We start from the raw sequence: 26535 nt of genomic DNA on the forward strand, positions 1-26535 counted from the left end.
AAATAACTGTTACTGTGTGGTGTCGTACCACCCCGGAGAGCGGGGTGGCGGTGGGGTGCCCAAGAAGCGGTTGATAGCTGTGTGGTGGACGAGCGATGCAACTGGTGGACAGCCGGGTCGGCGGGACTACTCCGGCTGGTGGGGGTCGGCCCACTCGTCTTGCGGTTCGTACTCCGGTGGGTAGTGAAGCTGGCCGTCTTCGTTCCACTGGAAGCCCGCGTCGGCTAAGACGTCGATCGCCGCCTCGATGTCGAACGGTCGCCCGTCGAGAGTGTCGTTGTACCAGAACTCGAGTCCCGGCGAGAGCGTCGCGTCGATGATCTCGGCGAAGCCGTCGGCACCGATGTCGACGATGTCCTCGCGCGGAATCGTGTAGGCGACCGCCTCCCGGATCGCCGGGTTGGCGAACGGCTCGCGGCGGCGGTTGGGGACGCCGTAGTGGATCGAGGTCATCAGCGCGCTCTCGAGGGCGATGTCGTCGTCGTCCTCGAGCGTGATCAGCTGGTCGGCGGGCAGGTCGAAGTTGATCATGTCGACCTCGCCGCCCTGGACGAGACTGGCCGACGAGGAGGCGTCCGCGGACTCGACACGGATGAACTCGTCGACGTTCGGCTCGTGGTGGTGGCCCTCGTGTGCGCTGAGCCTGAGGTCCTCACCGAGGTCGAACGACTCGAACTGGAACGGCCCGCTGCCGACGTAGTCCTGTTCGTCGACGATCTCACCGGGTTCGCGACCCTCCCAGACGTGCTGGGGGATGAGACTCGCGTTCCGTCCGGCGAGGATGACCGACTCGAAGATGGCGTCCGGCTCCGAGAGGTCGAAGCGGACGTCGAGGTCGGTCTCGGCCTCGACGGTCTCGAGGTTCTCCGCGAGCCCGCCGAAGTCGGGGTTCTCCTGTTCGTGGTACTCGAAGGTGAAGACGACGTCGTCCGCGTCGACGGACTCGCCGTCGTGCCACTCCATACCGTCGCGGAGCGTGACGAGGACGGTCGTGTCGTCCTCCCACTCGACGCTCTCGGCCGCCCACGGCTGTGGCGTGTACTCCTCGTCCGGGTCGGGGTGCATCAGCCGGTCGTAGACCAGCTGGATCATGTCGCGGTTGGCGCGGCTCACCAGTCCGGTGACCGGGTCGAGGTTCGTCAGGTCCTCGTGGGAGGCCGCCGTGAGCCGGCCGTCGTCGGTCTCGACCTCGACCATGTTCCAGATGCCCGCGAGACCGTCCTCGAGCATCCCCGAGACGTTCGAGACCCGGTCGGAGCGGTACGGCATCGCCCGGTCCTGGACGACGATCGGGTGAATCACGTTCTCCTCGACGAGGTACTCCTGCATCTCGAAGACGACCTCCTGGCGCTCGTCGGGGTCGACCAGCCCGCGCTGTTCTGCGAGCATCTCCTCGTACTCCTCGTTGACGTGGCCCGGGACGTTCCCACCGCCTTCGGTCAGCGTACTCTCGCTGGCGATCGTCCGGAGCGCGTTGTCCGGGTCGAAGCCGTCGAGCCAGCGCATCACCGTGTAGTCGAACTCGCGCGTGTCGAACACCCGCTCTAGGTGAGCGTCGAGCGCTCTCGAGTTGTAGTCGACCTCGATACCGAGTTCGCGGATGTTCTCGGCGTGTTGCTGGCCGTACCAGTACCGGAGCGGCGCGTCGGGATCTAAGTTCTCGTAGGTCAGTTCCGGGACCGGTTCACCGTCCGGGTCTTCGACGACCGCTTCGTCAGGCGCACCCACATCGTCGTCGTCGCCGTTACCCGTACACCCTGCGAGCGAGACCACACCGACCGTTCCTGCGAGACCGGTTGCCCTGAGGAACGTGCGGCGTGATGGCTGTTCGCTACTGTGTAGCTCTACCATGCGTCGTACATGCGGCCGGACTGTAATATACGTTATGTTCACTAACGATCATGGTCCCGTCGTTTCGTCCACTACCAGTTAGAAAGAAGATTTGTTTGCGGGTGGCGATGGTATTTTATCCTCCGTCTGCACATCACCTCGAGTATGGACCTGTTCGACCGACTGGACCTCACCGGCGAGGTCGCCATCGTCACCGGCGGCAGCCGCGGCATCGGATACGGCGTCGCACACGCACTCGCGGAGGCGGGCGCTCGCGTCGTCATCACCAACCGTGACGCAGCGAGCGGTGCGAGCGCAGCGGCAACGATCGAAGCCGACACCGATGCGAGCGTCGACGCGCTCGGGGCGGACGTCTCGGACGAAGCGGCCGTCGAAGCGCTCGTCGACCACGTGCGAGCGGAACACGGGACGGTCGACGTGCTCGTGAACAACGCGGGTATCGTCCACAACGTCCCGGCCGAAGCGATGACGCGCGAGGAGTGGCGGGCCGTCCTCGAGGTGAACCTCACCGGCGCGTTCCACTGCGCGAAACACGTCGGGCGCGTGATGATCGCCGACGGTGGCGGCTCGATCGTCAACCTCTCGTCGATCTCGGCGTTCGTCGCCAACCACCCCCAGCCACAGGTCAGCTACCAGGCCTCGAAAGGCGGGATGGACGCGATGACGCGCCAACTCGCCTCCGAGTGGGCCGAACACGGCGTCCGCGTCAACAGCATCAACCCCGGCTACGTCCGGACCGACCTGATCGAGGACGTCCTCGAGACCGACCCCGAGATGGCCCGCGAGTGGTACGACGGGATGTTGCTCGAGGAGATGGCCAGACCCGAAGACGTCGGCCCGCTCGCGGTCTACCTCGCGAGCGACGCCTCGGCGTACGTCACCGGCCAGTCGGTCACCATCGACGGCGGCTACACGGTTCGCTGAGCGGGACGAGACGACTGGTCGCGTTCGGCTCGCGCGTGCGGAACCGCGAAGTTCGGCTCAGTACTCGACGCGCGAGTAGTACTCCGGTTTTCCTTCGTACTCGAGGTCGAACGCGAACAGCCGTCCGGCGAGCGCGTTCGTCAGGGGTGCCTCGAAGGTCGCGCTCGTCACGTAGGCACGCCGGGAGTCCTCGCCCCCGAAAGAGAGTGTGGTGACGTTCGCCGCCGGCACGTCGACCCACTCGTCGAGGTCGCCCTCGGGGGTGAGACGGACGATCGCGTGGCCGCCCCAGAGACCGACCCAGACGCCGCCGTCGGCGTCGACGGTCAGGCCGTCGTAGGCCCACGCCTCGTCGGCGCTCGCGAAGACCCGCCGGTTCGAGAGGTCGCCCGTCTCGACCTCGTAGTCGTAGGCGTAGATCGTGTTCGTGTTCGTCTCGACGAGGTAGAACGTCTCCTCGTCGGGCGAAAATCCCATCCCGTTCGGGAGTTCGACACCGTCCTCGAGTCGGGTCAGCGTGCCGTCGGTCTCGAGGCGGGAGAGGTGGCCGACGCCGTGGTCGTCGTCGGTCATCGACCCGACGAAGACGCGACCGCGCGGATCGGCGACGACGTCGTTGAACCGCAGCCCGTCCTCCTCCGCGAGTCCGTCGACGACGGTGTCGGCCGCGCCGTCGTCCCAGACCGTGATGCGCCCGCCCGCGCCGAACAGCAGGACGGAGCCGTCGTCCTGGAACGTGAAGCCGCCGATGGGTGGGTCCGTGTGACACAGGTCGTGCTCGTCGGCGGCCGGATCGTACCGGTACAGCGACCCGCTCGGGATGTCGACCCAGTAGACGGTCCCCTCGTCCGGATGCGCGAGCGCTCCCTCACCGATCCAGCACGGAACGTCGGCGACGACGCTCGGTTGTGGTGGCATAGCTCACACAGTGTGAGGGGGCGGCATAAAGGTACGGCTCGCAGGAATCAGGCCGGGGTCGTCTCGAGTTCGCTCGACTCGAGCGCCTCGACGACGGCTTCGACGAACTCGGGGAGGTCGTCGGGCACGCGGCCGGTGACGATGGTGCCGTCCTGAATCGCAGGGACGTCGTGGACCGTCGCACCGGCGTTCTCCAGATCGGTGTGGATCGCCTCGTAGCCACAGACGTCTCTCCCGTCGGCGATGTCGGCTTCGACCAGCATCCACGGGCCGTGACAGATGGAGGCGACGAGCAGGCCGCGCTCGTAGGCCTCCCGGGTAAACTCGACGACCTCGGGGATGACGCGCAGGTGGTCCGGCGAGAACCCACCCGGGTAGAGCACGCAATCGAGTTCGTCGAGGTCGAGGTCCTCGAACTCGACGGTGGTGTAGCGGTTGCCCTCGACCATCACTTCAGGTGGGAGGGGCGTCCCGAAGCGGCCGGTGACGGGTTTGGTTCCCGTCTCGGAAAGCGCCGGCCGCGGGTGGTGGCCCGACTGGACCGGGACCAGCAGGACCTCCGCGCCCTCGTGGCTCAACTGCAACAGCGGATACTCGAGTTCGATGTCTTCGAACTCGTTCGATGCGATGATCGCGACGGTCTTCTCTTCGACGCTCATGAGTGATGCCTCGTCTCGACCGACGGGTTCCTCACGGGTAAACGCTTCTGCCGCGGAGAGACACGACCGCCACCTACCTCGGCGCGATCAGTTCCGCGACGTGCGCCGGGTCGTCGTCCAGCACCGCCGCCACCTGTTCGCCACAGGAGGTGCCGCTGGTGAGGACGTGATCGTACTCGAGCGAGGAGAGCTGGTCGCCGAGTGACTCGCCGACTTCCATCGCGAGTTCGTAGTACTGGCTCTTGTAGCCGAAACTGCCCGCCATCCCGCAGCACTCGGCCGAACTCGTCTGGACCTCGTAGCCCAGTTCCTCGAGCACGGCGACGGTGTGTGCCTCGAGTCCCATCGTCCGCTGCTGGCAGTGGCTGTGGTAGGCGACGCGCGCCCCGCCGGTATCGTCCGGCCCGGCGAGCGCGCTCGGGTCGACACCCTCCTGGACGACCAGTCCGTAGACGTACTCGAGCAGGTCGTAGCTGTTCGACGACAGCCGGTCGAACGAGGCGTCGGGCAGGAACTTCTCGTAGTCGTCGCGGAACATCGCGAGGTCGCTCGGCTCGACGACGACCACGTCCGCCCCGGCGTCGAGGTGGTCGGCCAGCGCCGCGTCCACCGCGTGGGCACGCTCGCGGGCCGTCTCGACCATCCCCTGTGAGAGCGGGGCGCGCCCGCTCGAGGGGACGGCCGGAATCTCGACCGGGACGCCGAGTGACTCGAGGACCGCGACGGCGGCTTTCCCGCGCTCGACGTCGATGTAGTTCGTCGCCGTGTCGGGGTAGAGGACGACTCGCCGGTCGGTCGTCGGCTCGCGGACGTGCGTCCCGCCGCGTGCCGCGAACCACTCGCGCAGCGTCTCACGCTGGAACGTCGGGAGGTCCCGACGGCGGTCGACGCCCGCGAGGCGCTCCAGCAGGTAGCGACTCGGCGCGAGCGAGCCGACCCAGTTCGAGAGCGGAGCCAGCGCGCTCCCGACTCTCGCGAGCGTCTCAAAGTTGCCGAAGAGGCGCTTCTGGTGGTCGATCCCGCCGTCCTCGATGTCGGGCGTGAGTCCCGCATACAGCGGGTCGAGGATGGCGTCGTCGCCGGTGCGGTTGACCCGGTCGCGGACCGCGGTGTTGATCCACGGGATGTCGATCTCGACCGGACACTGGTTGACACAGCGGCTACAGCCGGTACAGAGGTCGTTGAACGTGGCGGCGCTGTCCTGGCCGTGGATGCCCGCCTCCCAGCCGGTCGCGATGCCGCCGGTGTAGGTCTCCCCGCCGAAGGCGTGGCCGCCGACGTGCTGAAAGTTCGCACACGAGTTGAGACAGGCCGAACAGCGCACGCAGTAGAGTGTCTCGCGCAGCACCTCGTCCTCGCGCATCTCGCTGCGGCCGTTGTCGATCAGGACGAGGTGAAACGCCCGCTCGTCCGCGCCGTCGAGCGGCGGCGTGTTCACCGGCGGCGAGAAGACCGAGGTGTAGCTCGTGATCGACTGGCCGTTGCCCGAACTCGCGACGAGTTCGAAAAACGGGGCGAGATCGGTCAGCGAGGGAACGATCTTCTCGATGCCCGCGACCGCGATGTGGGTGTCGGTCGACTCGACCACCTTCCGGGCGTTGCCCTCGTTGGTGATCAGCGCGAGCGAGCCCGTCTCGGCGACGAGGAAGTTCGCCCCCGTCATCCCCACGTCGGCCTCCTCGATCCGCTCGGCGAGGTAGTCGCGCGCGAACGCGGTCAGCTCCTCGGCCGACTCGAGTGGCTCCTCGAGGTCGAAGTGTTCGTCGAACAGCGCCGCGATCTCGGGTTTCGACTTGTGGAGACTCGGCCCGACGATGTGTGAGGGTTTCTCGCCGGCGAGCTGGATCACCAGTTCGCCGAGGTCGGTCTCGTGGACCTCGACGCCGCCTGACTCGAGGGCGTCGTTGACCTCGATCTCTTCGGTGGTCATCGACTTCGACTTCACGACCGACTCCGCGCCCGCCTCGGCGACGAGGTCGGCGATGTGTCGGTTCGCGTCGGCGGCGTCGGCGGCGAGGTAGACCGTTCCGCCGTTGGCTTCGACGCTCTCGCGCAGTTGCTCGACGAGTTCCGGGAGGCGTTCGATGGCGTCTTCCTTGATCGCGCGAGCGCGACTCCTGAGGTCCTGGCGCGCCTCCTCACCCATCTCTTCGAAGACGTCGTAACGGCGCTGGTTGATCACCGTCGTGTTGTGCTTGACCGTCTCGCCTTCGGTCTCCATCAGCCAGCGGATGTGGGCTGCGGTGTCGCGTTTGCTCGTCATTCGACGATCACGACCTCCATCTCCGCCGGGCCGTGGACGCCGACGACCAGTTCACCCATGTCTCCCGTCGAGGACGGTCCCGTGACGAAGACGACGTCGTTCGCCCCCGCCGCGAAGTCCGCCGCGAGCAGTTCGAGCGCCGTCTCGAGGTCGGCGACGATGTCGGCCGCCTCGAGGATCGCGACGTGTTTCGGCGGGAAGAGGCTCACGGGTCCGTCGAGACCCGGGCTCGAGGAGACGACGATGCTGCCGAGGGAGGCGACGCCGAGACGCGCACGCGTGATTCCGGTCGCGGCCGCCCGGAGGTCCGCCAGTGTCGGTTCGGTGCCGATTGCGGCCGGGAGGTCGACGCCGTCGCCGAGGTCGCTCGCGACGGCGGGCTCGGTGAGCCGCGTCTCGAGTGTATCCGCGAGTGCATCTCTGGAAACGACCGTCGAGTCGACGTCGACCGCTGCCAGGCGGTCTCGAAACGCCGAGCGGAGCGACCGGTCGACAGTGTTGTTCGTACGGCTCATGCCGCCACCTCGGCAGCGCGTCGTGGCATCTCGTCTGTGTGTGCGCTCATGTGCTTCGTTGCGTTGGTCGGCCGGCCGGACGCGTCTCGAGCGGTGGAGACGGGTCCATGGCCGGTCAGCGTGGAACGCGGATAGTCGACTCCACGTACCACTCGGGTTCGGTCTCACTCACTACTGGTGAGCCATACGGAATAAATGTGACGGTGAGACGGAGTCACACGGAGCGGGCGGTCAGTAGTGGTTGTAGCGCAACTCGGCGACGTTCGCGTGGTTTCTGACGGCGTCGATGAACGCCGGGTTCAGGTTGCCGTCGCGTTTGAGCCGGTGACGAGGTCCCGAGATCGACAGCGCGCCGACGGCGTGGCCCGTGTCCGTGTTTCGGATCGGTGCGGCGATGGCGACGACGCCCTCGCGACGCTCCTCGTCCTCGATCGAGTAGCCATCGTTGACGATAGTGTCGAGTTCGTTGAACAGCTGTTCACTATCAGTGACAGTGTTGGGCGTCGATCGCGGCAATCCGTGCCGGTCGACGATGGCTTCGACCTCCTCGCGGGGGCGGTAAGCGAGGATTGCCTTCCCGATCGCCGTCCAGTGCATCAGCGTGAACTCCCCGGTGGGCGTGTTGTCGTAAATCGCTTCACCCACCTCGTGCTTGTAGAGAATAACGCGCTGACCCCCCTGTTCAACGCCGAGATTACCGGCCTCGCCGGTCTCTTCGGCGAGCTGTTCGACCTCACCCTTGGCCGCCCGGTAGACGTTACAGCTGTTGCGGGCGGAGGAGCCGTAGCGGAGAAACTCGAGCCCGAGGCGGTACTGCTCTCCGTCACGAACCACGAATCCGGCCTGCTCGAGCGTCGTGAGGTGGACGTAGACGGTGCTTCGCGGCATGTCGAGTTCGGCCGCGAGTGCCGACACACCCACTGGCGCGTGCGTACGGAGGGCGTCAGTGATTGTGAACGCGGTCTCCACCGCCCCAACCGTCCGAATCGAGCCGTGGTCACCCGTTGTCCGGTTCATACACGTAGTTGAGCCGTGTTTCGCATAAGTGTTGCTAGCACGTGTCGAGACCCGCCTCGTTCACTCACGGTAACACCACTCACATTCCAGTACTCACCAGGGAGTCAGCCGCGCAGTCGGATCACTCGAGTGAAGGCTCACAACCCTACGACTGTAATGGATGTGAACCGGTTCACTGGCTGTACCCTCATCCGATTACACCCATACGACTGTAATGGAAAAGAGGACGGCACCGGCGAACAGCGAGCGCGAATCGAGCGTTCGTGGCAGATATGACAATTTTGAGTGTATATAGTCGAGAGAATGTTATATTCGACGACAGACCGGAGAGGTTCCCGGCTACGAGCAGCCATGCGGCCACACACCGGCATTTGAGAGAGTATCCACTGGTCCTGGAACGGAGGTCACCAGTGTATCCACCAGGGTGCCGTGTAAGGGAGTTTGGGAGGCCAAAGCACAGGTGTCGAAAAAATTACCACCTCCCGATTGAATAGACAGAGGAGAGATAGTAGTAGAGAGTAGTGAGCAGGTTGGAATTTATGGAGGAAGAGAGCTACCGCTCGAGTTCGACGAGTGAGGGGTGGCCGGCCACGGTCAGGTAGATGGCACCGAGTCCACCGAGGAGGACGTGTTGCCAGTACGTTGATAGTCGGTAAAGCAACGTTACTGCAGTCGCCAGGTCACCCGAGAGGCCGACCGTCGCCACGAGCAGTCCGGCCAGGGCGTACTCGATTCCGCCGGTCCCACCCGGCAGCGGGATCACCCCGCCGAACGAGGCCAGCGGCGCACACGCGAGCGAGAGGGCGAGCGGGGCGTCGACACCGAGCGCGAGCAGACTGAAGTACAGCGGCAACGCGTTGACCACCCAGCTACAGAGGGCGACGGCGAAGGCAGCCACCAGCGTCCGTCGGGCCGCGCTGACCGCATCGAGCGTCGCGAAGAAGCCCTCGAGTCGGCCGCGGACGCGGCCACGGCCGCCGGGCAGGCGAGGCGAGCGCTCGGCGAACCGGTCCCAGCGCGCGGCGAGCGCACCGAAGAGCGCGTGTGCGCGGTCCTGGCCGACGAGGACGACGACCATCCCCACGACGAGGAGGCTCCCGACGGCGACGAGCGAGAGCGTGAGCAGGAGGTCCCCCTCGGGGGACTCGACTCCGACGAACATCGCCAGGCCGACGAGACCGACGACGACGGAGGCGACGAACGCGAACACTTCGGCGACGGTGACGACCGCGAGGTTGTCCTCGAAGGCCGACTCCGAGTTGCGAGCGAGGAGGTAGGCGGTGACCGGCGCCCCGGTCGAGCGACCCCACGGGAGCGTACTCCGGGCGAAGTAGCCCGCGAGGAAGGCCGTCGCGAACGCCCCACCGCGCGCACTCCCCTCGACCGGACCGAGTAGCTGTCTGAGCAACACGCCGCGGAGGGCGAGAATCACCGCACCCGCACCGGCGGCGGCCGCGAACGCGACCGGATTCGCCGCTCTGAGGTGCTCGAGGACCGCTTCCCACCCCACCCCGTAGACGAGCACCCCGACCAGGACGAGAGCCACCGACAGGCCGACGGCGACCCGGCGCGCGTGCATGCTCACCCGTCTGACGTCGAGACCTCTTGTACGCTCCTATCACTCCGAAAAACGGACAGCGGGCTGACGGCAGTGCGGGCGAATCGCTCGAGCGGGGGAGCGGCGACTCAGACGTGCTCGTCGAGGAAGTCGGCGATGGCCGAGTAGGCCTCGATGCGGTTCTCGAGTTTCGAGAAGCCGTGGCCCTCGTCCTCGAAGATGAGCTTTCTGACCGGGACGCCCTGTTCTGCGGCCCGTTCGGCGATCTGTTCGGCCTCGCCCACCGGGACGCGCGGGTCGTTCGCGCCGTGGAGGACGAACAGCGGGGCGGCGATGCGCTCGACGTTGTTGATCGGCGAGATCGACTCGAGGAACGCCCGGTCCTCGTCGAGCGAGCCGTACTCGGCCTCGCGGAGCGCTCTACGCCACTCGCCGGTGTTCTCGAGGAAGGTCACGAAGTTGGCGATGCCGACGATGTCGACGCCCGCTGCCCACCGCTCGGGGTACTCGGTGAGCGCCGCGAGTACCATGAAGCCGCCGTAGGAGCCACCCATCGCGACGAGGCGGTCGGGATCGACCGCCGGATGCTCGGCGAGGAACGCCGCACAGGCCTCGATGTCGGCGACCGAGTCCATGCGCAGTTCGACGTCGTCGAGGCTCGCGTACTCGCTCCCGTAGCCCGACGAGCCACGGACGTTCGGCTCGAAGTAGGCGTAGCCCCGGTCGAGGAAGTACTGTTTGGCCGCGCTGAACGAGGGGCGGCGCTGGCTCTCGGGACCCCCGTGGATGTCGACGATGACCGGCGCGCCACCGTCACCCGTCTCCTCCGGGAGTGAGAGGAAACCCGGCACCTCGAGTCCGTCGCTCTCGACGTGGACGAGGGCGGACTCGCGGAAGGTCTCGGGGGGAATGCCGGCCGTCGGCGCGGCGGTCCACTGCTCGGCCGCGCCGGTCTCGACCTCGACGACGAAGACGTTGGCGTTGATCGCGTCGCCGGTCGTCGAGAGGGCGACGCGCTCGGCGTCGGGGCTGAAGCTCACGCCGCCGCTGACGCCGCCGGGCAGGTCCGGTGTCGGGAAGGTCTCGAAGGCGGTCGGCTCCTCGTCGTCGAACGCGCCGACGGTGAGTTCGGTGTAGCCCTCGACGTTTCGCGAGTAGACGAAGCGGCCGCTCTCGTGGTCGAGCGCGATGCCGTCGACGTTCCAGCCAGCGCCGTCTGCCACCGTCTCGAGCGCGAGCGTCTCACCGTCGAGGTAGGCGAGCGAGAGCGTATCGCCGTCGCGGTCGGTGACGAGGTAGACGCCCGCACCGTCGGGTGCGTAGCTCGCACTTCCGTAGCGAACGTCGCCGTCGTGGGGGGTGAGGTGGCGCAACTCGCCGGTCTCGAGCGAGAGTTCGTAGAGGTCCTGATCGAAGTTCGAGTACGCCTGGGAGACGAGCAGGTGGCTGTCGTCGGGGTGCCAGTCGCTGACCGTGAGCCAGCCGTCGCCCTCACAGACGAGGGTGGCCGCCTCGCCGACGGCGTCACGGTCCTGGACGTAGACGTCGAAGACGGATTCGTCGCGGCGGTTCGAGGTGAACGCGAAGCGCTCGCCGTCGTGGCTGAACCCACCCCAGCGGTGTTTCGCCTCGGGTGTCGCCGTCAAATTCTCGATCACGCCGGTGTCACGCTCGAGGCGAAACAGCTGCGCTCGCTCGTTGCCACCCTCGTCCATCCCGAAGATCAGTTCGGGTCGTGTCGGCGACCAGGAAGCGAAGGTGATCCGTTCGTCGTAGAAGGTCCGCTGCACCGGCCAGCCGCGAGCCTCGGTCAGCGTCCAGACCTGTGGGACGCCGGTGGTCGTCATCAGAAACGAGAGGTGCTCGCCGTCGGGACCGAACGACGCGCCGTAGGCACTCCTGACGTTGAGGTAGCGCTCGATGTCGTAGGCCATAGTCCCTCTCACGGCGGCGGCCCGGTAACCGTTTCCGATACCGCAGGCGAGGCCCTCCGCAAAACCGTAGCCGCCGCCTACCACGTGCAAACGACGACGTTCCCGAGTGTGGGAACGTCGACGGACGGTCCCAGTGCGGTGTTGGGAGTGCGTAACAAAAACGGCCGTCCCCGTGTGAGCGGGCATGCGAGACGAGGAGGGACGCGAGGCGGGGGCGGGTGGAGACGACGCGTCGCCGGGGACGGCGGTCGTGGTGATCGTCGTCACGCTCGTCGCGTTCGGGGCGACGGTCGCCATCGTCGGCTCCGGCGTCCTCGACGGCACCGGTCCCATCGACTCGTCGTTGATCGACGACGGCACCGACAGCGCGTTCAACCACACGGGCCAGAACGGTGCCGGGAGCGAGGCCCACGAGAACGCGTCGGCTCCCGCAGGCGAGAGAAGTGAGCGCGAGCGAAATCAGACGAGCGACGAGCGGCCGGAGATCGACGACGAGTGACCGGCCTGCCTCGAGCGCCCTCGCGAGGCGGGATGCGGGAGCAGCCGTCGGTCGGACCTCGAGAATGAATCGATTTTTTACCTTCGGCCGTCATGGTGGGTCCGTATGCGACTCGCGTTCGTCTCGTTCGAAACGATCTACCACCGTGACGCCGAGGCGAACGCGCGTCTGGCCACTGTGATCGACTTGCTTCGCGAGCGCGGCCACGAGGTCCACGTCCTCTGTGCGGCCTTCTGGGACGGCGACCACGCGACCTTCGAGCGCGACGGCGTCACCTACCACGGTCTCGTCGGGGACCTCGAGTCCGCCCGCTCGTTCCTCTGGCGGGTCCCGACCGCCCTCAGACGGATCGGTCCCGACACGGTTCACGCGAGCGCCCACCCGCCAGCGCAGGTCGCCGCCGCCAGCGCGGGGGCGGCGCTCGCGCGCGTCCCGCTGCTCGTCGAGTGGTACGGCGACGAGGGAATCGACGAGGGGCGCTGGAGTCGCCTCGCGGCGCGCCGTCCCGACCGGATCGTCACCCCGTCGCGACTCGTCCGGACCTGGACGCGCGAACTCGGTGCCGAGGGCGAACGCGTCGACGTGATCCCGTGTCCGGTCGACTGGTCGGTGATCGACGGGACCGAGCCGGCCGAGGGCGCGGAAATCGTCTACGCGCGCCACCTCGACGAGGGGGCGAACCTCGAGAGCCTCATGCTCGCGCTCGCAGAGCTACGCGGCCGCGACTGGGCAGCGACGGTGATCGGCGACGGTCCCGAACGCGAGCACTACGAGGACCTCGCCCGTGACTTACGGATCGACGAGCGCGTCTCGTTCGCCGGCGACCTCGAGCGCGAGGCGCGCGTGGCGGCCTACAAGAACGCCCACGTCTTCGTCCAGACGGCGACCCACTGCGTCTTCCCGACCGAACTCGCCTGGGCGCTCGCCTGTGGCTGTATCGGCATCGTCGAGTACCACGCGAACTCGAGCGCACACGAACTCGTCGAGGGGCGCGAACGCGGCTTCCGGACGACGACCGAGCGCGAACTCGTCGAGACCATCGTCGACGCGGGCGACCTCGAACACCGCGAGCGCGACGACGCCTTCGAGCCGTTCGGCCGACGGCCGACGCTCGAGCGCTACCTCCAGCACTACCGCGACCTACAGCTCGAGTACGGACTGCTCTAGTCGACCGTCCGGTGTGGGTCGCGCAGGGCGAGCGCACTCTTCACCGCGGCGACGTTCTCGGGCACGTCGTGGACACGGACGATGTCCGCGCCGCGCTCGACGGCGAGGGCGGTCGTCGCGACCGTCGCGTCCCGGCGGTCGTCGGGACCGTAGCCGAGGTGGTCGAACATCGACTTGTGCGAGTGGCCGACGAGGATCGGACAGCCGAGGGCGCGAAGCTCCTCGAGTCGGGCGAGCAGGTCGAAGCTCTCGCGTGGGGACTTGCCGAAGCCGAGACCCGGGTCGACGATCAGTTGCTCGCGCGAGAGACCCGCCTTCTCCGCAAGCAAGAGCCGTTCGGTGAGCGCCCCGATCACGTCCTCGACGACGTCGTCGTAGCTGACCGTCCGGCCGGGGACGACGGGCGCGTCGATGCTGTGCATGAGACAGAGCGGGACGTCGTACTCGGCGGCGACGAAGCGCATCTCCGGGTCCGCGAGCCCCGACACGTCGTTGACGAGGTCGGCACCCGCCTCGAGTGCGGTCTCGGCGACGGCGGCTTTCCGCGTGTCGACCGAGAGCAGCGGCTCGTCTTCGTCCGAAAACCGTTCGGCCAGGCGCTCGATCACGGGGACGACGCGCTCGGTCTCCTCCTCGGTGGCGACCTCGTCGGCTCCCGGCCGGGTCGACTCGCCGCCGACGTCGACGATGTCGACGCCCGCCGCAGCCATCGCCTCGGCCTGGGCGAGCGCGTCCTCGAGCGCCGCGTACTCGCCGCCGTCGTGGAAGCTGTCGGGCGTGACGTTGACGATGCCCATCACCGACGGGCGTTCCTGCCAGGGGTAACGCGGCGGCGGTGACTCGACCTGGATGTCGAGCGTCTCGCGCAGGTCGCGGGCGACCTCGGCGAGCCCGTAGGGCTGGGCCTCGAGTTTCTCGGTGACGCGCTTGAACTGCGAGAGCGTCCCCATCAGGACGGCGTCGACCGGTTCGTCGCCGCGCTGGAGTCCCGAGAGGGCGCACTCGCCGCCGACGCTCAGCAGTTCCTGCTTGAGGTAGCTCGCCTGGCGGTACTGGAGGTCCGTCTTCACCACCCGGTGGACCGCCTTCCCGCGCATCCGCCAGACACCCTTCGAGGTGACGCCCGCCCCCTCGAGCGTCTCGCGGGCGTCCGCGAGGTCGCGAACCCGTTTCGGAATCACGGTCGAGGTGTAACGCGAGCGCGCCTCGGCGACGGCGAACAGCGAGCCGGTGACGAGGACGGCGTCGTCGGGTCCCGCAGCCTCGAGCGCCGCGGCGAAGGCGTCGGCGACGGCCGAGCGCTCGCGGACCGGCTCGACGCCAGCGCGCTCGAAGACCGTCGCGAGCACGTCGCGGTCTTCGGCGCGCGGGAGGTCGGGTTCGCAGGTGATCACCGTATCCGGTGTCGGGAGCGCCTCGACCATCCCCGCGTGGTCTTTCTCGTGCATCGCGCCGAAGACGAGGTGGAGCGCGTCGTACTCGAACGTCGAGAGCGTCTCGGCCAGCCGGGCGCAGGCACCGGGGTTGTGCGCGCCGTCGAGGACGACGAGCGGGTCGCGCTCGAAGACCTCGAAGCGGCCCGGCCAGTGGGCGTTTCGCAGGCCCCGCTCGAGGTCCGCCGTCGAGACGTCCGCCACCTGCCGGGCGAGCGTCGCGGCGATGGCGGCGTTTTCGGCCTGGTGGGTCCCCAGGAGGGGGATCTGCGCCTCGAGCGACCACGGCTCGTCGGTGTCGGCGTCGATCGAGACGGCCGCTTCGAGGTGGTTCGTCCGCCCCTCGTAGGCGACGCGGACGTCCGGTGTGGCCGGCCGGTCGCCGGAGCCGACGGTGACGACCGAGCCGGCGACCTCCCGGACCACCTCGAGCGCCGCTCCCGAGACGCCCGTGACCAGCGGCGCGTCGGCGGGGGCGACGTGGGCTTTGTCGCGAGCGATCTCTTCGAGCGTGTCACCGAGGATGCCGGTGTGCTCGAGCGAGACGCTCGTGACGGCGCTCGCGACGGGCGAGACGACGCTCGTCGCGTCGAACTTGCCGCCGATGCCGACTTCGAGGACGGCGACGTCGACCCCCTCGCGGGCGAAGTGCCAGAGCGCGAGGGCGGTCATCGTCTCGAAGAACGTCGGTGAGTTGCCGTCTGCGGCCCGCTCGGTGAGGTACTCGCCACACTCCTCGACGAACGCGACCAGCGCAGAACGCGGCAGCAACCGTCCGTCGACGCGGATGCGCTCTCTGAGGTCCTCGAGGTGTGGCGAGGTGTAGAGACCGACCGAGAGCCCCGACTCGCGCAGCACCCGCTCGAGCATCCGCGCCGTACTCCCCTTCCCGTTCGACCCGGCGATCTGGACACACGCGAGCGTCTCGTGTGGGTCCCCCAGAAACGAGAGAACGTCCGCCGTCGAGTCCGTGCCGGGCCGCGGCCGGAAGCGACGAAGGTCGAAACAGACGTTCGCCGCCTCGTGGTACTCCATACCCGAACCACAGAGTCCGGTCGCTTTTAGCTGTATTGGAGCGTCTCGAGCGACCGTTCACCCGGGCGCGAGGAGGGCAGCTGAAGTCGCGAAATCGGCCGTCTCGAGTGACTTTCTCGCCCGTCTAGGGATGGCGAGGTAGAAAACTTATGAGAGGTGGCTCTGACCTCGGGGTATGGCACGCGAACTGACGATCGACGCACGCACTGGACCGACGAACTTCGAGATCACCGTCGACGGAACGATCGACCCGACCGTCGAGGACCCGGTCCGAGAGACAATCGTCGCCTCCGGGAGTACGGTCGAGGGACTCGTCGACGGCACGCCGCTCGCGTTTCGCTTCTCGGGCGACGTGACCGACATCACCGTCACGAACACCGACGCCTCGGTGTGTATCGACGGCGAGGCGGTCGACCCCGAATCCTACCGGACCTGAGGCAGACTCGAGCGAACTATCTGCGAGAACAGAACGTTCAGCGGTGAGCCGTGGCTACCGTGCGCCCCACTGGGTGACGCGGTGGGGGCGGTCGGTGACGGTCTCGACCTCGAGGTCACCGTCGAACGCCTCGAGCGCCTCGAGGTAGGCGCGGGCGCTCGCCTCGGTCGAGAGGTAGGGGATGTCCTCGGTCACGGCGGATTCGAGGGCGTCGCGGTCGTCGCTGACGAGGAAGTCGACCTCGCCGTCGCGGATCGCCTGCGGGACGTCGTCGACGGTGGTGAGGTCGAAGAAGGTCTCGAAGCCGTCGACCTCGAGGTCGACGACGGCGGTGCCCGCGGAGATGTCGTTGCCGATCGCCTGCTGGGCCTTCCAGTAGGCCGTCTCGAAGGTGCTCGCGGTGCCCATCACCTCGCCGGTGGACTTCATCTCGGGACCGAGACGCGGGTCCGAACCCGGCAGGCGGTCGAACGGCAGGACGACTTCCTTGATCGAGGTGTGGTCGGGGACCTGCTCGGTCGCGCCGAGGCTCTCGAGGGTCTCGCCGGCCATCACCTTCGCCGCGAGTTTCGCGATGGGGACGCCCGTCGCCTTCGAGACGAACGGGACGGTGCGCGAGGAACGCGGGTTGGCCTCGAGGACGTAGACCTCGGTCTCGCCGTCGTCGTCGGTCTTGACCGCGAGCTGGACGTTGAGCAGGCCGACCGTCTCGAGGGCGACCGCGATGTCCTGGGTTACCTCGCGGACGCGCTCGAGGGTGTCGGCGTCGAGCGAGCGCGGCGGGATCATACAGGCGGAGTCGCCGGAGTGGATCCCGGCGCTCTCGACGTGTTCCATGATGCCGCCGATGAGGACGTCCTCGCCAGCGTCAGACTCCGTCTGACGAGCAGGCGCGTGTGACGCGCCGACGTCGGCGACGGCGTCGACGTCGAGTTCGACCGCGCCGTCGAGGAACTGATCGACGAGGATGGGTTTGTCGGGCGAGACGCGGACGGCCTCCTCGATGTAGTGTTCGAGTTCGTCGTCGTCGTGGACGACGCGCATCGCACGGCCACCCAGGACGTAGGAGGGGCGGACGAGCACGGGGTAGCCGATCTCGTGGGCCAACTCGAGCGCTTCCGACTCGGAGGTCGCGGTGCCACCGACTGGCTGGGCGATGCCCAGCTCGTCCATCAGGGCGTTGAACCGGTCGCGGTCCTCCGCGAGGTCCATCGCCTCGACGCTCGTCCCCATGACGCGGCAGTCGAGACCACGGCGCTCGAGTTCGGTCTCGAGCGGTTCGCCGATGTCGACGGAGGTCTGGCCGCCGAACTGGACCATCACGCCGTCGGCACCGGTCGCCTCGGCGGCGTCGGCGACCTCCTCGGCGGTGATCGGATCGAAGAAGAGACCGTCGGAGGTGTCGTAGTCGGTCGAGACGGTCTCGGGGTTGTTGTTCACCACGTGGGCGTCGACGCCGATTTCGCGCAGCGCCTGAATCGCATGGACGGCGCAGTAGTCGAACTCGACGCCCTGGCCGATGCGGATCGGGCCGCCGCCGACGACGACGACGCTCTCGACGTCACGGTCGACCTCGAGTTCCCCTGCCGCCGCGTCGCCGATGAGCGGCCCGGCTTCGAACTCGGATTTGCGCGCGGAGTAGTAGTAGGGCGTCTGGGCGGCGAACTCACCGGCACAGGTGTCGACCTGTTTGTAGGTGCGGCCGGGGACCTCGGCCTCGACGCTGGCGACGTCGGTGCCCGCGGCCGTGGCGATTTCGGCGTTCGTCCGGCCGGTGATCGCGGCGTCGGCGAAGTTGCCCTCAGAAGCGGCGACGACGCCGTCGGCGACCTTCTCGTAGCGCTCGGCGTACCACTCGTAGATGCCCGTCAGGTCACAGATCTCCTCGACGGTGTAGCCGCGGTCGAACGCCTCGAACATCGCGTACGGGCGGTCGGGGGTGGGTTTCTCGAGGTACTCGGTCTCGAGGTCGTCGTCGCTCACGTCGGCCCAGTCGACGCTGGGTTCGTACTCGGTCGACCGGAGCGCCTTGAGCAGGGACTCCTCGAAGGTGCGGCCGATCGCCATCGCCTCGCCCGTCGACTTCATCGCGGTGCCGAGTTCGAAGTCGACGTCCTCGAACTTGTCCTTGGGCCAGCGCGGGACCTTCGTGACGACGTAGTCGATGGCGGGTTCGAACGCCGCGGTCGTCTCGCCCGTAATTTCGTTGTCGATCTCGTGGAGACGCAGGCCGAGGGCGACCTTCGCGGTGACGCGCGCGATCGGGTAGCCGGTCGCCTTCGAGGCGAGCGCGGACGAACGCGAGACGCGCGGGTTCACCTCGACGACGCGGTACTCCCCGCCGGGAGTGCCGTCGTCGCGCCAGGCGAACTGGATGTTACAGCCACCCTGGATGCCGAGTTCGCGGATCACGTCGAGCGCCGCGGTGCGCATCTCCTGGTGGCCGTCGTCGGGGATCACCTGCGAGGGGGTGACGACCGTCGACTCGCCGGTGTGGATGCCCATCGGGTCGATGTTCTCCATGTTACAGATGATGATACAGGAGTCGTCGGCGTCGCGCATCACCTCGTACTCGAGTTCGACCCAGCCAGCGATCGACTCCGTGATCAGCACCTCGTTGTTGCGTGAGAGGCGCAGACCGGTGCGGACGCGCTCTTTGAGTTCGTCCATCTCCTCGACGACGCCCGACCCGGAGCCACCGAGGGTGTAGGTCGTGCGCGCGATGACGGGCAGGCCGCCAACCTCGTCGACGGCGGCCTCGACGCGCTCACCGAGTGCCTCCTCGCTGAAGTCGGCGACCGTCTCGCCCTCCTCGAGCGAGATGGTCGTCGAGCGAGGGACTGGCTGGCCGATCTTCACCATGCGTTTCCGGAAGAGGTCGCGGTCTTCGGTCGCGTAGATGGTGTCGAGCGGCGTCCCCATGATCTCGACGTCGTACTTCTCTAAGATGCCCTCCTCTGCGAGTTCGGCGGTGACGTTGAGACCGGTCTGGCCGCCGAGACCCGCGATGACGCCGTCCGGGCGTTCCTTGCGGATGATCTCGGCGATGGCGTCGGTCGTGATCGGTTCGATGTAGACCCGGTCTGCCATCTCCGGGTCGGTCATGATCGTCGCCGGGTTCGAGTTGACGAGGACGACGTGTGCGCCTTCCTCTTGCAGCGCGCGACACGCCTGCGCTCCCGAGTAGTCGAACTCCGCGGCCTGGCCGATCTGGATCGGCCCGCTGCCGATCAACAGAATCGTGCGTCCATCCGCACCTGGATCCCCTGGGTCGTGGTCCGTGCTCATTTGCTCGTCCGACCGAAGTGCGTACATCGTAATAAGCCCCACGAAATGCTACGAATACCGAAACACAATTTCGAATTTCGAACCCATGGTGACGTGTGACGTGCCAGCGCGGGACGCGAGGCGTGGTGCGTCAGGGACGCTCGAGCGTGCCCAGTCCACCGGAGGCGCACACTCCCGAGCCGTCGTTCTCCGCTCGAGTGAGATGATACCACTGCCCACCACACTAAAATATTTGGCAGTCGTGTTATATTCTAATAGTTTCTCTATCCACACATGATGACGAACGTCTCCGGTCCGGACCGTTCCGACGAGACCGCCCGTGTCTGCCCCCTCTGTGAGAGCGCGCTCTCTCAGTACCACCCGACGGGGAACCTCGAGTGTGAGAATCCTCAGTGTGGCTTTCGCTCGATCAAAGTTCCCTGAGACGGCCCGTCGTCCCGACTGCTGACAGACCGTTCGGGTTAAACCGGCCGGTCGTGTTCGCTCTCGAAGTCGCGCATCGCGCGGTACTCGTCGACGAACGCCTCGACGTCGAACTCGAGCATCTGGCGCTCGAAATCGGTGCGCGCGCCGTCGTCTTCGGCGTGGCTGATCGCGTGCTCCATGAGTTCGACGACGAGTTCGACGACGACGACGTGGAGTCGGTGGGAGTCGAAATCGGTCATCCACAACAAGGTGTAGCCGACGCTGCCGGTCTCGGCGGCGTCGTAGGCGACGACCTGCTCGGGGAACTCCTCCATGACGATCCCGAGGAGGTGGGGCGTGCCGAACTCCTCGAAGTCGTCTGCGGTCTCGACCGTCTCGCGGAGGACGTCGACGAGCGACTCGGGGAAAAAGCGCGAGGGCGGGTGGAGGTCCATCACGACGGCGTGGCGCTCGCCGCAGTTGCAGTCGTACTCGCGCATCCCGAGGTCGATCGTCGTCGGGTCGATCGACTCCCCACAGGGCAACTCGAGGGTGTCCCGGTCGTCACCCGGAACGCGGGGTTGTGCCATCGGGTAGCGTTCGGCCGTCGCAGGGATAAGCCCGACGACTCGCGGTTCAGGGCAGGAGTTCGTCGTCGATGCCCGCCCACTTCTCGGCGGCGTCGGCGCGGGCGGTCTCGAGGTGGTCGAACGCGCTCGCGAGGATGGCGAGGGCGGCCAGCCAGGCGAACGCATTGAACGCGACGTTGAGGAGTTCGCCGGCGACGGGCGCGGCCAGAAGCGCCGAGAACGCGAGCGCGAACCCGCCCAGGAAGCTCACGCCCAGGTAGGTGAGGACGGTGACCGCGAGAACGACGAACACGTCGAGTCGGTAGCCGTCGGTCGCGGCGTAACTGCGCCGCATCGCCTCGACGGTGTCGACGCGCTCGAGTGAGATGTACGCGTGAGTGAACGCGAACGCGCTCGCGAGGAACAGGCCGGGGAGGACGAGCAAGACCAGGCCGGTGGCGACGACGAGGACGCCGACGACGGCGGCGACGAACCCGTGGGCCGTCGCGAGGAGGAGACCGTGGCGGGAGGGAGGATCGCTCGACGGGCCGTCCTCGCGGGCCAGCAGCGCGCGGAACGCGACGACCGACGCCGTGACGAACCCGGCTAGCGCGAGTCCCCAGACGACCCAGGCGAGGGTGGCGGAGACGTCGAGCGCGAGCGGGAACTGGTCGGGGAGCAGCGCCTCACCGACGAACGGGTCGGCCGCGAGCGCCTCGCGCTGGCGCTCGAGGTAGCTCTGGGTGGCGACGACGAGGGCGAGGTGGACGGCGTAGAGGGCGAGAAACACCGGGAGGAGGCGTCTGTCGAGGACGCGTTCGATGCCGTCGTCGAGGACGTCAGTGACCGAGAACGTCATCTCAGGGCCAGTCGTCGCGGACCGGTTCCGACTGTTCGGCTCCGTCGGTCTCCGAGGCGAGCGGCCACTCGGCGGCGGCCGCGGCGTCCTCGACGGCGAGGTACTCCCAGCCGAGGTCGGCCGCGAGCGCTTCGTCCTCCTCGTCCGTGCCGACGAAGACGTGGCGTTCGGTGTCGAACTGGCGTTTGACGCTCTCTAAGCTCTCGGCCTTCCCGCGCGGGCCCGAGAAGAAGTCCTGGCGGATCCGGTTCTTGCGCGTGTAGTTCGTGACGACGTAGGTCGGCTCTTCGGAGACGACGCCGACGTACGTACTCCACCCGCGCGCGTCGTCGAAGACCGCCTCGGGGACCGCCAGTTCCTGTAGCGCCGAGAGCTCGAACGCGAGGGTCATGTCGCTTCCACCGTTCATGGCTACTCTCTGCTCCGGACGGCGCAAAACGGCTTCGGTACTACTCGAGTGCGACCGGGTCGCGAGCGGATCGTTGCCCCGTCACTCCAGCGAGACCCGGTAGTAGTCGGTGAAGACGATGATCTCACCGTCGACGAACCCCGTCAGGTCCGTCACTGCCGACCCGCCACCGGAGGTGACCAGGTCGTAAAAGCGCGCCAGCGCGTCCTCACTCAGTTCGTCGACGTGGCGGACTCGCGGCGGTGAACGAACCGTCTCGGTCCGTCGCAGGGTGACCGTCCGCCCCACTGTGCTACTGCTAGACATACACACACTACTGCAGGGCGACACGCGACTTAACTCTTCTGTCGATACCGGTCACCCGTGGAGAAATCGGCCGACGGCGCTCGCTCGAGTAGGAAGGACAGGTGGTACCATCGCACACGCGCTCGAGCGAAGCGGAGAGACGGAGCCGCAGGAACTCGACGGGGGCGAGGGCGCTACTGCTCCTGGGCCGGAGCGAGGTCGTCCAGGTCGACCGTCTCGGCGAGCAGCACCTCTTTCTGGTCGGCGACGACACGCCCTTCGCGCATCAGTTGCTTGAACTTGCTCTGGGGGGCGAGGTCGCCGATGAGGACGCCGCCGACGATTTTGCCGTCTTTGAACGCGATGCGCCGCCACTCGGTGTCCGAGTACTTGCGTTCGGCGTGGTCGTCGCCGAGGGTGGGGTGGCCAAAGGAGAGAAACGGGAAGTCGAAGTGGGTGATCGAGTACGAGGAGACCCACTCGAACCCCTCGGTCTCGCCGTCGGCGGCCATGTTGGTTCCGGCGATCCGGCCCTGTTCCTTCGCCGAGCCCCACGAGCCGTTCTGGGCGTGCTCACCCAGTAAGACGTCGTAAAAGCGCGTGAGGTCACCCGCGGCGTAGACGTCCTCGAGGTTCGTCTGCATGTACTGGTCGACGACGATGCCGTTGTCCATCTCGAGGTCGACGTCGTGGAGGAACTCCGTGTTGAACGTCAGGCCGATGGCGACGCCCGCGAAGTCACAGGGGTAGCGCTCGCCGTTGGGGTCGACCGCAGCAGTGACCTGGCCGTCGTCGTCGGTCTCGAAGTGGTCGAGACCGCTGTCGAAGACGGGTTCGACGCCGACGTCGCGCATGCCCTGGTGCATGATCTCTGCGCCCTCACTCGAGAGGGCGTAGCGCCACCAGCGGTCGCCGCGCATGAGGTAGTTGCCCTCGACGCCCTGGGCACCACAGACCGCCGCGAAGTCGATACCGAGCAGGCCCGCGCCGACGATGGCGGCCTGCTCTGCCTCCTCGGCGTACTCCTTGATCCGGCGTGCGTCCTGGAACGTCCAGAAGTGGAGCACACCCTCGGCGTCGCTCCCTGGCACGGGGAGCTGTGTGGGGGTCCCACCGGTCGCGATGAGGAGTTTGTCGTAGGAGACGTCCGATCCGTCGTGGATGCGGACGACCTTCTCGTCCGTATCGACGGTCGTGACGTGGGTGTCGAGCGAGAGCGTGATGTCCCGGTCTTCGTACCACGCTTCGTCGTGGATCGAGATGGGCGCTTCGGGAAGTTTCCCTTTCGCGTGCTCTTTGATCAGGATGCGATTGTACAGGGGTTCCCCCTCATCGGTGATGACGGTGATCTCCGAGTCGGGATCTTCTTCCCGGAGCGTCTCGGCAGCAGAACTACCCGAGATACCATCACCGATGATGACGTACTCAGTCATACTCGGAACGTTCGCAACGGGGGGTAAAGTGGGTTGCTATCTCGTCTATTCTACCGGATTTGGTCATAGAACTGAACACCCTCCGAATCCCTCTTTACCGTCGCGTTCACATGTACACCTATGAAGATCCGTCAGAACGTCCGTCACTTCGCCTCGAAGACCGCCCTCGAGACGCCCGTCGTCCGCTCGGTCGCCACCTCCGGACTCGTCCGCCTACACACCAAAGTCTTCACGAAAAAGGCCGACCCCGCCCACGCAGACGAACGCAAAGCCCACCTGGACGGTCTCTTCGAGGCGACCATCGACACCTACCTCGAGGCCCTGCGCGCCGGCTACTCCGAGGCCGAGGCCAGAGAGATCACCCACATCCAGGCCAACTTCGACTTCTACAACCACGGCTGGACCGAGATGATGGAGTTCCCCGCCGACGAACTCGAGACCCACTACGAGCGCTACGCGGACTTCTTCAGCACGTGGGGGATCACCATCGCCGACCCGCTCGGCGAGTTCGAACCGTCGGGCGGCATCCCCGAAGCCCCCTCGACGCCCGAACGGCTCGAGGACCCAGTCCACCCCCACGCCGAGGGCGGCTTCGCCGACGACGTCTACGTCGAAGGTCCCGACGGCGAGCTAATCGTCGGCGGCCAGGACGAACCCGAGGACGTCGACGTGAGCCAGGCCGTCGGCGTCGACGCCGCGGACGAAGACGAGACCGACGACTGAACGTCGTCCGGTTCCGTATCCGAGTCCCTAAGTACCGGCGCGGTCGCTCTCCGGCAACGACCTCGAGATGGTACTCACCGCGAACGACCGAGCGATCGCCCGCTTCACCATGCTCGGGCACGCGCTCGTCCACTGGTTCGAAACCTCGATCCCGATCTTCCTCGTCGTCTGGCTGGCGTCGTTCGACGTCTCCGTCGCCGTCCTCGGCGTCGTCGTCGCCCTCGGCTACGCCCCGTTCGGTCTCGGCGCGCTCCCCGGCGGCATCCTCGCCGACAGGGTCGGCCCGAAACGGCTGATCCTCGCCTGTCTGCTCGGCATGAGCGCCAGTTTCGTCGGTCTCGCCCTCGCTGGCGTCGCCGACTCCATCTACGCCGTCGCCGTCGCCCTCTGTTGCTGGGGCATCGCCGCCAGCGTCTACCACCCGGCCGGACTCTCGCTCATCTCCACCGGCGTCGCCGACCGCGGCACCGTCTTCGCCTACCACGGCATCGCCGGCAACGTCGGCATCGCCCTCGGCCCGTTCGTCACCGCGACGCTCCTGATCGTCCTCGAGTGGCACCTCGTCGCGCTCGTGCTCGCACTGCCGGGGCTGCTCGCCGTCGCCTACGGCCTACGCGCGACGTTCGACCCGATGGCCGAGACGGAGACCGAAGCGGGGGCGGGCACGCTCTCGCTGGTCTCGCTCCTGGCGAACTCGCGAGCGCTGTTCGCGAGCGCCTTCGCCGTCGTCTTCGTCATCGTCACCTTCGAAGGGCTGTTCTACCGCGGCGTCCTGACCTACCTCCCGGAGATCCTCACCGACCTCCCGGCGGTGGGCGACCTGACGCTCGCGAGCGGACTCGAGGGCATCGACGCCGCCTTCTACGTCTACGTCGGTCTCCTGGTCGTCGGGATGGCCGGACAGTACGCCGGAGGGAAGGCGATCGCCCGAATCAGGCCGGCACGCGGGCTGGCGGCCATCTTCACGCTGCTGGCGCTGCTCGCGCTCGCGTTCGTCCCCGTCACCGCGCTCGGACTCGCCGCGACGCTCGCCTACTGTGCCGTCCTCGGCTTTTTCCTCTTCGCCATCCAGCCGTTCTACCAGGAAGCCGTCGCGGTCTCGACACCGCCGGAGGGCCGCGGTCTCTCCTACGGCTACACCTACCTCGGCGAGTTCGGTCTCGGCGCGACGAGCATCGCCCTCGGCGGCGTCGTCCTCGGCTGGAGCCTCACCGCCTTCTTCGCGATGCTCACCGGCTTCGCCCTCGTCGGCGCCGCACTCGCCACCGCGCTGGCCGTCGGCGTCGGGCCGACTCGAGAGACCGCCCGCTCGAGCGGCGAGACACGCGAGTGAACGCGGCTGCCCTGCAGGCGAGACCGACGGCCGACCCACCGGTTTCCGATCGACGGCTCCCCGTGAGCGCTCGAGTCGGAGAGCCCCCGGTTCGCTACCTTTTTGGCAGCACTGTCTGAAGATGCACCCATGTTCACCGTGCGGGCCCCGGCGTCGAGTGCGAACCTCGGGAGCGGGTTCGACGTCTTCGGGATCGCACTCGGCCGACCGGCGGACGTCGTTCGCGTCGAGCGCGCCCCAGAGACGACGATCACCGTCACCGGCGCTGGCAGCCAGTACATTCCGGAAGACCCCGAGCGGAACACCGTCGGGGCCGTCGCCGAGGCGCTCGACGCCCCGGCGAGGATCCAGATCGACAAGGGCGTCAGACCCTCCTCGGGACTCGGCTCCTCGGCCGCGAGCGCCGCCGCCGCCGCCGTCGCGCTCAACGCCCTCTACGACCGCGGCCTCTCTCGAGAGGAACTCGTCCCCATCGCGGCCGAAGGCGAGGCGCTCGTCTCCGGGGCGGCCCACTCCGACAACGTCGCCCCCTCGCTGCTCGGCGGCTTCACCATCGTCACCGAGGGTGGAATTACGCAGGTCGACGCCTCGCTCTCGCTCGTCGCCTGCCTTCCCGAGATCAACGTCTCCACGCGCGACGCGCGCAAAGTCGTCCCCGAACGCGCCGAGATGGCCGACATCGTCTCCACCGTCGGCCACGCCGCCACCCTCGCCGTCGGCATGGCCCGCGACGACCCCGACCTCGTCGGCCGCGGCATGGACGACGGCATCGTCACCCCCGAGCGTGCCGCGCTCATCCGCGGCTACGACGACGTGCGCGACGCCGCGCTCGCCGTCGGCGCGACCGGCGTCACCGTCAGCGGCGCGGGGCCAACGCTCCTCGCCGTCTGTCGCGAGCCCGACCGACGGGCGGTCGCCTCCGCGATGATGGACGCCTTCGACGACCACGGCATCGAGAGCCGCGCCTACCAGACGGAAGTCGGCGCGGGTGCACAGCTGTATTCCGACGCCGAGTAACGGGC

23 protein-coding genes are annotated in these 26535 nt (G+C 67.4%); 8 read left to right on the forward strand and 15 right to left on the reverse strand.

Annotated elements, in window-relative coordinates:
* Positions 1-126: 126 nt before the first annotated feature.
* Positions 127-1851 (reverse strand): ABC transporter substrate-binding protein, encoded by a 1725-nt coding sequence (locus N0B15_RS02025; protein WP_263017669.1) that lies wholly within the window; start codon positions 1849-1851, stop codon positions 127-129.
* 144 nt (positions 1852-1995) lie between these two features.
* Between N0B15_RS02025 and N0B15_RS02030 the strand changes: the two genes are divergently transcribed.
* Positions 1996-2775, forward strand: a complete 780-nt coding sequence (locus N0B15_RS02030) for an SDR family NAD(P)-dependent oxidoreductase (protein WP_263017670.1) — start codon at positions 1996-1998, stop codon at positions 2773-2775.
* Between the two features lie 57 nt (positions 2776-2832).
* Here the strand turns inward: N0B15_RS02030 and N0B15_RS02035 are convergent, their stop codons facing one another.
* The 7 genes from N0B15_RS02035 to N0B15_RS02065 form a co-directional block, all read right to left on the reverse strand.
* Positions 2833-3693, reverse strand: a complete 861-nt coding sequence (locus N0B15_RS02035) for an SMP-30/gluconolactonase/LRE family protein (RefSeq protein WP_263017671.1) — start codon at positions 3691-3693, stop codon at positions 2833-2835.
* Positions 3694-3740: 47 nt separating this feature from the next.
* A complete protein-coding gene (locus N0B15_RS02040; protein WP_263017673.1) occupies positions 3741-4352 on the reverse strand; it encodes a DJ-1/PfpI family protein in 612 nt (203 codons plus the stop codon).
* 73 nt (positions 4353-4425) lie between these two features.
* Positions 4426-6615, reverse strand: coding sequence for an LUD domain-containing protein (locus tag N0B15_RS02045; RefSeq protein WP_263017674.1), 2190 nt, complete (start codon positions 6613-6615; stop codon positions 4426-4428).
* The gene (locus N0B15_RS02050; protein ID WP_263017675.1) at positions 6612-7130 is read right to left on the reverse strand and encodes an LUD domain-containing protein; all 519 of its coding nucleotides are present in this window, start codon (positions 7128-7130) and stop codon (positions 6612-6614) included. Before N0B15_RS02050 ends, N0B15_RS02045 begins: the two co-directional genes overlap by 4 nt.
* Before the next feature lie 231 nt (positions 7131-7361).
* On the reverse strand, positions 7362-8147 hold the full coding sequence (locus tag N0B15_RS02055; protein ID WP_263017677.1) for an IclR family transcriptional regulator: 786 nt from the start codon (positions 8145-8147) through the stop codon (positions 7362-7364).
* Positions 8148-8700: 553 nt separating this feature from the next.
* A complete protein-coding gene (locus tag N0B15_RS02060; RefSeq protein WP_263017678.1) occupies positions 8701-9726 on the reverse strand; it encodes a flippase-like domain-containing protein in 1026 nt (341 codons plus the stop codon).
* A 107-nt stretch (positions 9727-9833) separates the two neighbouring features.
* Positions 9834-11639 (reverse strand): S9 family peptidase, encoded by a 1806-nt coding sequence (locus N0B15_RS02065; protein ID WP_263017679.1) that lies wholly within the window; start codon positions 11637-11639, stop codon positions 9834-9836.
* A 184-nt stretch (positions 11640-11823) separates the two neighbouring features.
* Here N0B15_RS02065 and N0B15_RS02070 point away from each other — a divergent pair, with 184 nt between their 5' ends.
* Positions 11824-12138: a hypothetical protein gene (locus tag N0B15_RS02070; protein ID WP_263017682.1), complete on the forward strand. Its 315-nt coding sequence runs from the start codon at positions 11824-11826 to the stop codon at positions 12136-12138.
* A gap of 105 nt (positions 12139-12243) precedes the next feature.
* On the forward strand, positions 12244-13305 hold the full coding sequence (locus N0B15_RS02075; RefSeq protein ID WP_263017683.1) for a glycosyltransferase: 1062 nt from the start codon (positions 12244-12246) through the stop codon (positions 13303-13305).
* Here N0B15_RS02075 and folP read toward each other — a convergent pair.
* Positions 13302-15773, reverse strand: a complete 2472-nt coding sequence (folP, locus tag N0B15_RS02080; protein WP_263017684.1) for a dihydropteroate synthase — start codon at positions 15771-15773, stop codon at positions 13302-13304. The two genes, N0B15_RS02075 and folP, sit on opposite strands and share 4 nt — an antisense overlap.
* A 175-nt stretch (positions 15774-15948) precedes the next feature.
* On the opposite strand from folP, the gene N0B15_RS02085 reads away from it, so the two are divergent.
* A complete protein-coding gene (locus tag N0B15_RS02085) occupies positions 15949-16209 on the forward strand; it encodes a hypothetical protein (protein ID WP_263017685.1) in 261 nt (86 codons plus the stop codon).
* 54 nt (positions 16210-16263) lie between these two features.
* On the opposite strand, the gene carB is transcribed toward N0B15_RS02085, so the two are convergent.
* Positions 16264-19497 (reverse strand): carbamoyl-phosphate synthase large subunit, encoded by a 3234-nt coding sequence (gene carB, locus N0B15_RS02090; RefSeq protein ID WP_263017686.1) that lies wholly within the window; start codon positions 19495-19497, stop codon positions 16264-16266.
* A 273-nt stretch (positions 19498-19770) separates the two neighbouring features.
* On the opposite strand from carB, the gene N0B15_RS02095 reads away from it, so the two are divergent.
* Positions 19771-19920 carry a hypothetical protein gene (locus tag N0B15_RS02095; RefSeq protein WP_263017687.1) on the forward strand — a complete coding sequence of 50 codons (150 nt, stop codon included), beginning with the start codon at positions 19771-19773 and terminating at the stop codon, positions 19918-19920.
* A gap of 38 nt (positions 19921-19958) precedes the next feature.
* On the opposite strand, the gene N0B15_RS02100 is transcribed toward N0B15_RS02095, so the two are convergent.
* From N0B15_RS02100 to N0B15_RS02120, 5 genes are all read right to left on the reverse strand, one after another.
* Positions 19959-20492, reverse strand: a complete 534-nt coding sequence (locus N0B15_RS02100; protein WP_263017688.1) for a DUF5815 family protein — start codon at positions 20490-20492, stop codon at positions 19959-19961.
* A 46-nt stretch (positions 20493-20538) separates the two neighbouring features.
* Positions 20539-21330: a hypothetical protein gene (locus N0B15_RS02105; protein ID WP_263017690.1), complete on the reverse strand. Its 792-nt coding sequence runs from the start codon at positions 21328-21330 to the stop codon at positions 20539-20541.
* 1 nt (position 21331) lies between these two features.
* Entirely contained in the window at positions 21332-21739 is a 408-nt protein-coding gene (locus tag N0B15_RS02110) for a DUF7124 domain-containing protein (RefSeq protein ID WP_263017692.1), read from the reverse strand.
* An 81-nt stretch (positions 21740-21820) separates the two neighbouring features.
* Positions 21821-22045 carry a DUF7979 domain-containing protein gene (locus N0B15_RS02115; protein ID WP_263017693.1) on the reverse strand — a complete coding sequence of 75 codons (225 nt, stop codon included), beginning with the start codon at positions 22043-22045 and terminating at the stop codon, positions 21821-21823.
* A 173-nt stretch (positions 22046-22218) separates the two neighbouring features.
* Entirely contained in the window at positions 22219-23457 is a 1239-nt protein-coding gene (locus N0B15_RS02120) for an NAD(P)/FAD-dependent oxidoreductase (protein WP_263017694.1), read from the reverse strand.
* Positions 23458-23577: 120 nt separating this feature from the next.
* Here N0B15_RS02120 and N0B15_RS02125 point away from each other — a divergent pair, with 120 nt between their 5' ends.
* The 3 genes from N0B15_RS02125 to N0B15_RS02135 all read left to right on the forward strand — a co-directional run bounded on the left by N0B15_RS02125 (position 23578) and on the right by N0B15_RS02135 (position 26530).
* Positions 23578-24180: a DUF6149 family protein gene (locus tag N0B15_RS02125; RefSeq protein ID WP_263017695.1), complete on the forward strand. Its 603-nt coding sequence runs from the start codon at positions 23578-23580 to the stop codon at positions 24178-24180.
* A gap of 67 nt (positions 24181-24247) precedes the next feature.
* Positions 24248-25513 carry an MFS transporter gene (locus N0B15_RS02130; protein ID WP_263017696.1) on the forward strand — a complete coding sequence of 422 codons (1266 nt, stop codon included), beginning with the start codon at positions 24248-24250 and terminating at the stop codon, positions 25511-25513.
* A 129-nt stretch (positions 25514-25642) separates the two neighbouring features.
* Positions 25643-26530 carry a homoserine kinase gene (locus N0B15_RS02135; protein ID WP_263017697.1) on the forward strand — a complete coding sequence of 296 codons (888 nt, stop codon included), beginning with the start codon at positions 25643-25645 and terminating at the stop codon, positions 26528-26530.
* The last annotated feature ends 5 nt before the right edge of the window (positions 26531-26535 follow it).

Source organism: Natronobiforma cellulositropha, from assembly GCF_025629245.1.
Classification (GTDB): Archaea; Halobacteriota; Halobacteria; order Halobacteriales; family Natrialbaceae; genus Natronobiforma; species Natronobiforma cellulositropha.

Coding starts and splice junctions, on each gene's coding strand:
- carB (WP_263017686.1), bottom strand. CDS start 19,497: ATGAGCACGGACCACGACCCAGGGGATCCAGGTGCGGATGGACGCACG.
- N0B15_RS02070 (WP_263017682.1), top strand. CDS start 11,824: ATGCGAGACGAGGAGGGACGCGAGGCGGGGGCGGGTGGAGACGACGCG.
- N0B15_RS02115 (WP_263017693.1), bottom strand. CDS start 22,045: ATGTCTAGCAGTAGCACAGTGGGGCGGACGGTCACCCTGCGACGGACC.
- N0B15_RS02075 (WP_263017683.1), top strand. CDS start 12,244: ATGCGACTCGCGTTCGTCTCGTTCGAAACGATCTACCACCGTGACGCC.
- N0B15_RS02065 (WP_263017679.1), bottom strand. CDS start 11,639: ATGGCCTACGACATCGAGCGCTACCTCAACGTCAGGAGTGCCTACGGC.
- N0B15_RS02100 (WP_263017688.1), bottom strand. CDS start 20,492: ATGGCACAACCCCGCGTTCCGGGTGACGACCGGGACACCCTCGAGTTG.
- N0B15_RS02060 (WP_263017678.1), bottom strand. CDS start 9,726: ATGCACGCGCGCCGGGTCGCCGTCGGCCTGTCGGTGGCTCTCGTCCTG.
- N0B15_RS02105 (WP_263017690.1), bottom strand. CDS start 21,330: ATGACGTTCTCGGTCACTGACGTCCTCGACGACGGCATCGAACGCGTC.
- N0B15_RS02085 (WP_263017685.1), top strand. CDS start 15,949: ATGGCACGCGAACTGACGATCGACGCACGCACTGGACCGACGAACTTC.
- N0B15_RS02035 (WP_263017671.1), bottom strand. CDS start 3,693: ATGCCACCACAACCGAGCGTCGTCGCCGACGTTCCGTGCTGGATCGGT.
- N0B15_RS02045 (WP_263017674.1), bottom strand. CDS start 6,615: ATGACGAGCAAACGCGACACCGCAGCCCACATCCGCTGGCTGATGGAG.
- N0B15_RS02130 (WP_263017696.1), top strand. CDS start 24,248: ATGGTACTCACCGCGAACGACCGAGCGATCGCCCGCTTCACCATGCTC.
- N0B15_RS02110 (WP_263017692.1), bottom strand. CDS start 21,739: ATGAACGGTGGAAGCGACATGACCCTCGCGTTCGAGCTCTCGGCGCTA.
- N0B15_RS02125 (WP_263017695.1), top strand. CDS start 23,578: ATGAAGATCCGTCAGAACGTCCGTCACTTCGCCTCGAAGACCGCCCTC.
- N0B15_RS02050 (WP_263017675.1), bottom strand. CDS start 7,130: ATGAGCCGTACGAACAACACTGTCGACCGGTCGCTCCGCTCGGCGTTT.
- N0B15_RS02055 (WP_263017677.1), bottom strand. CDS start 8,147: ATGAACCGGACAACGGGTGACCACGGCTCGATTCGGACGGTTGGGGCG.
- N0B15_RS02095 (WP_263017687.1), top strand. CDS start 19,771: ATGATGACGAACGTCTCCGGTCCGGACCGTTCCGACGAGACCGCCCGT.
- N0B15_RS02040 (WP_263017673.1), bottom strand. CDS start 4,352: ATGAGCGTCGAAGAGAAGACCGTCGCGATCATCGCATCGAACGAGTTC.
- N0B15_RS02025 (WP_263017669.1), bottom strand. CDS start 1,851: ATGGTAGAGCTACACAGTAGCGAACAGCCATCACGCCGCACGTTCCTC.
- N0B15_RS02030 (WP_263017670.1), top strand. CDS start 1,996: ATGGACCTGTTCGACCGACTGGACCTCACCGGCGAGGTCGCCATCGTC.
- N0B15_RS02135 (WP_263017697.1), top strand. CDS start 25,643: ATGTTCACCGTGCGGGCCCCGGCGTCGAGTGCGAACCTCGGGAGCGGG.
- N0B15_RS02120 (WP_263017694.1), bottom strand. CDS start 23,457: ATGACTGAGTACGTCATCATCGGTGATGGTATCTCGGGTAGTTCTGCT.
- folP (WP_263017684.1), bottom strand. CDS start 15,773: ATGGAGTACCACGAGGCGGCGAACGTCTGTTTCGACCTTCGTCGCTTC.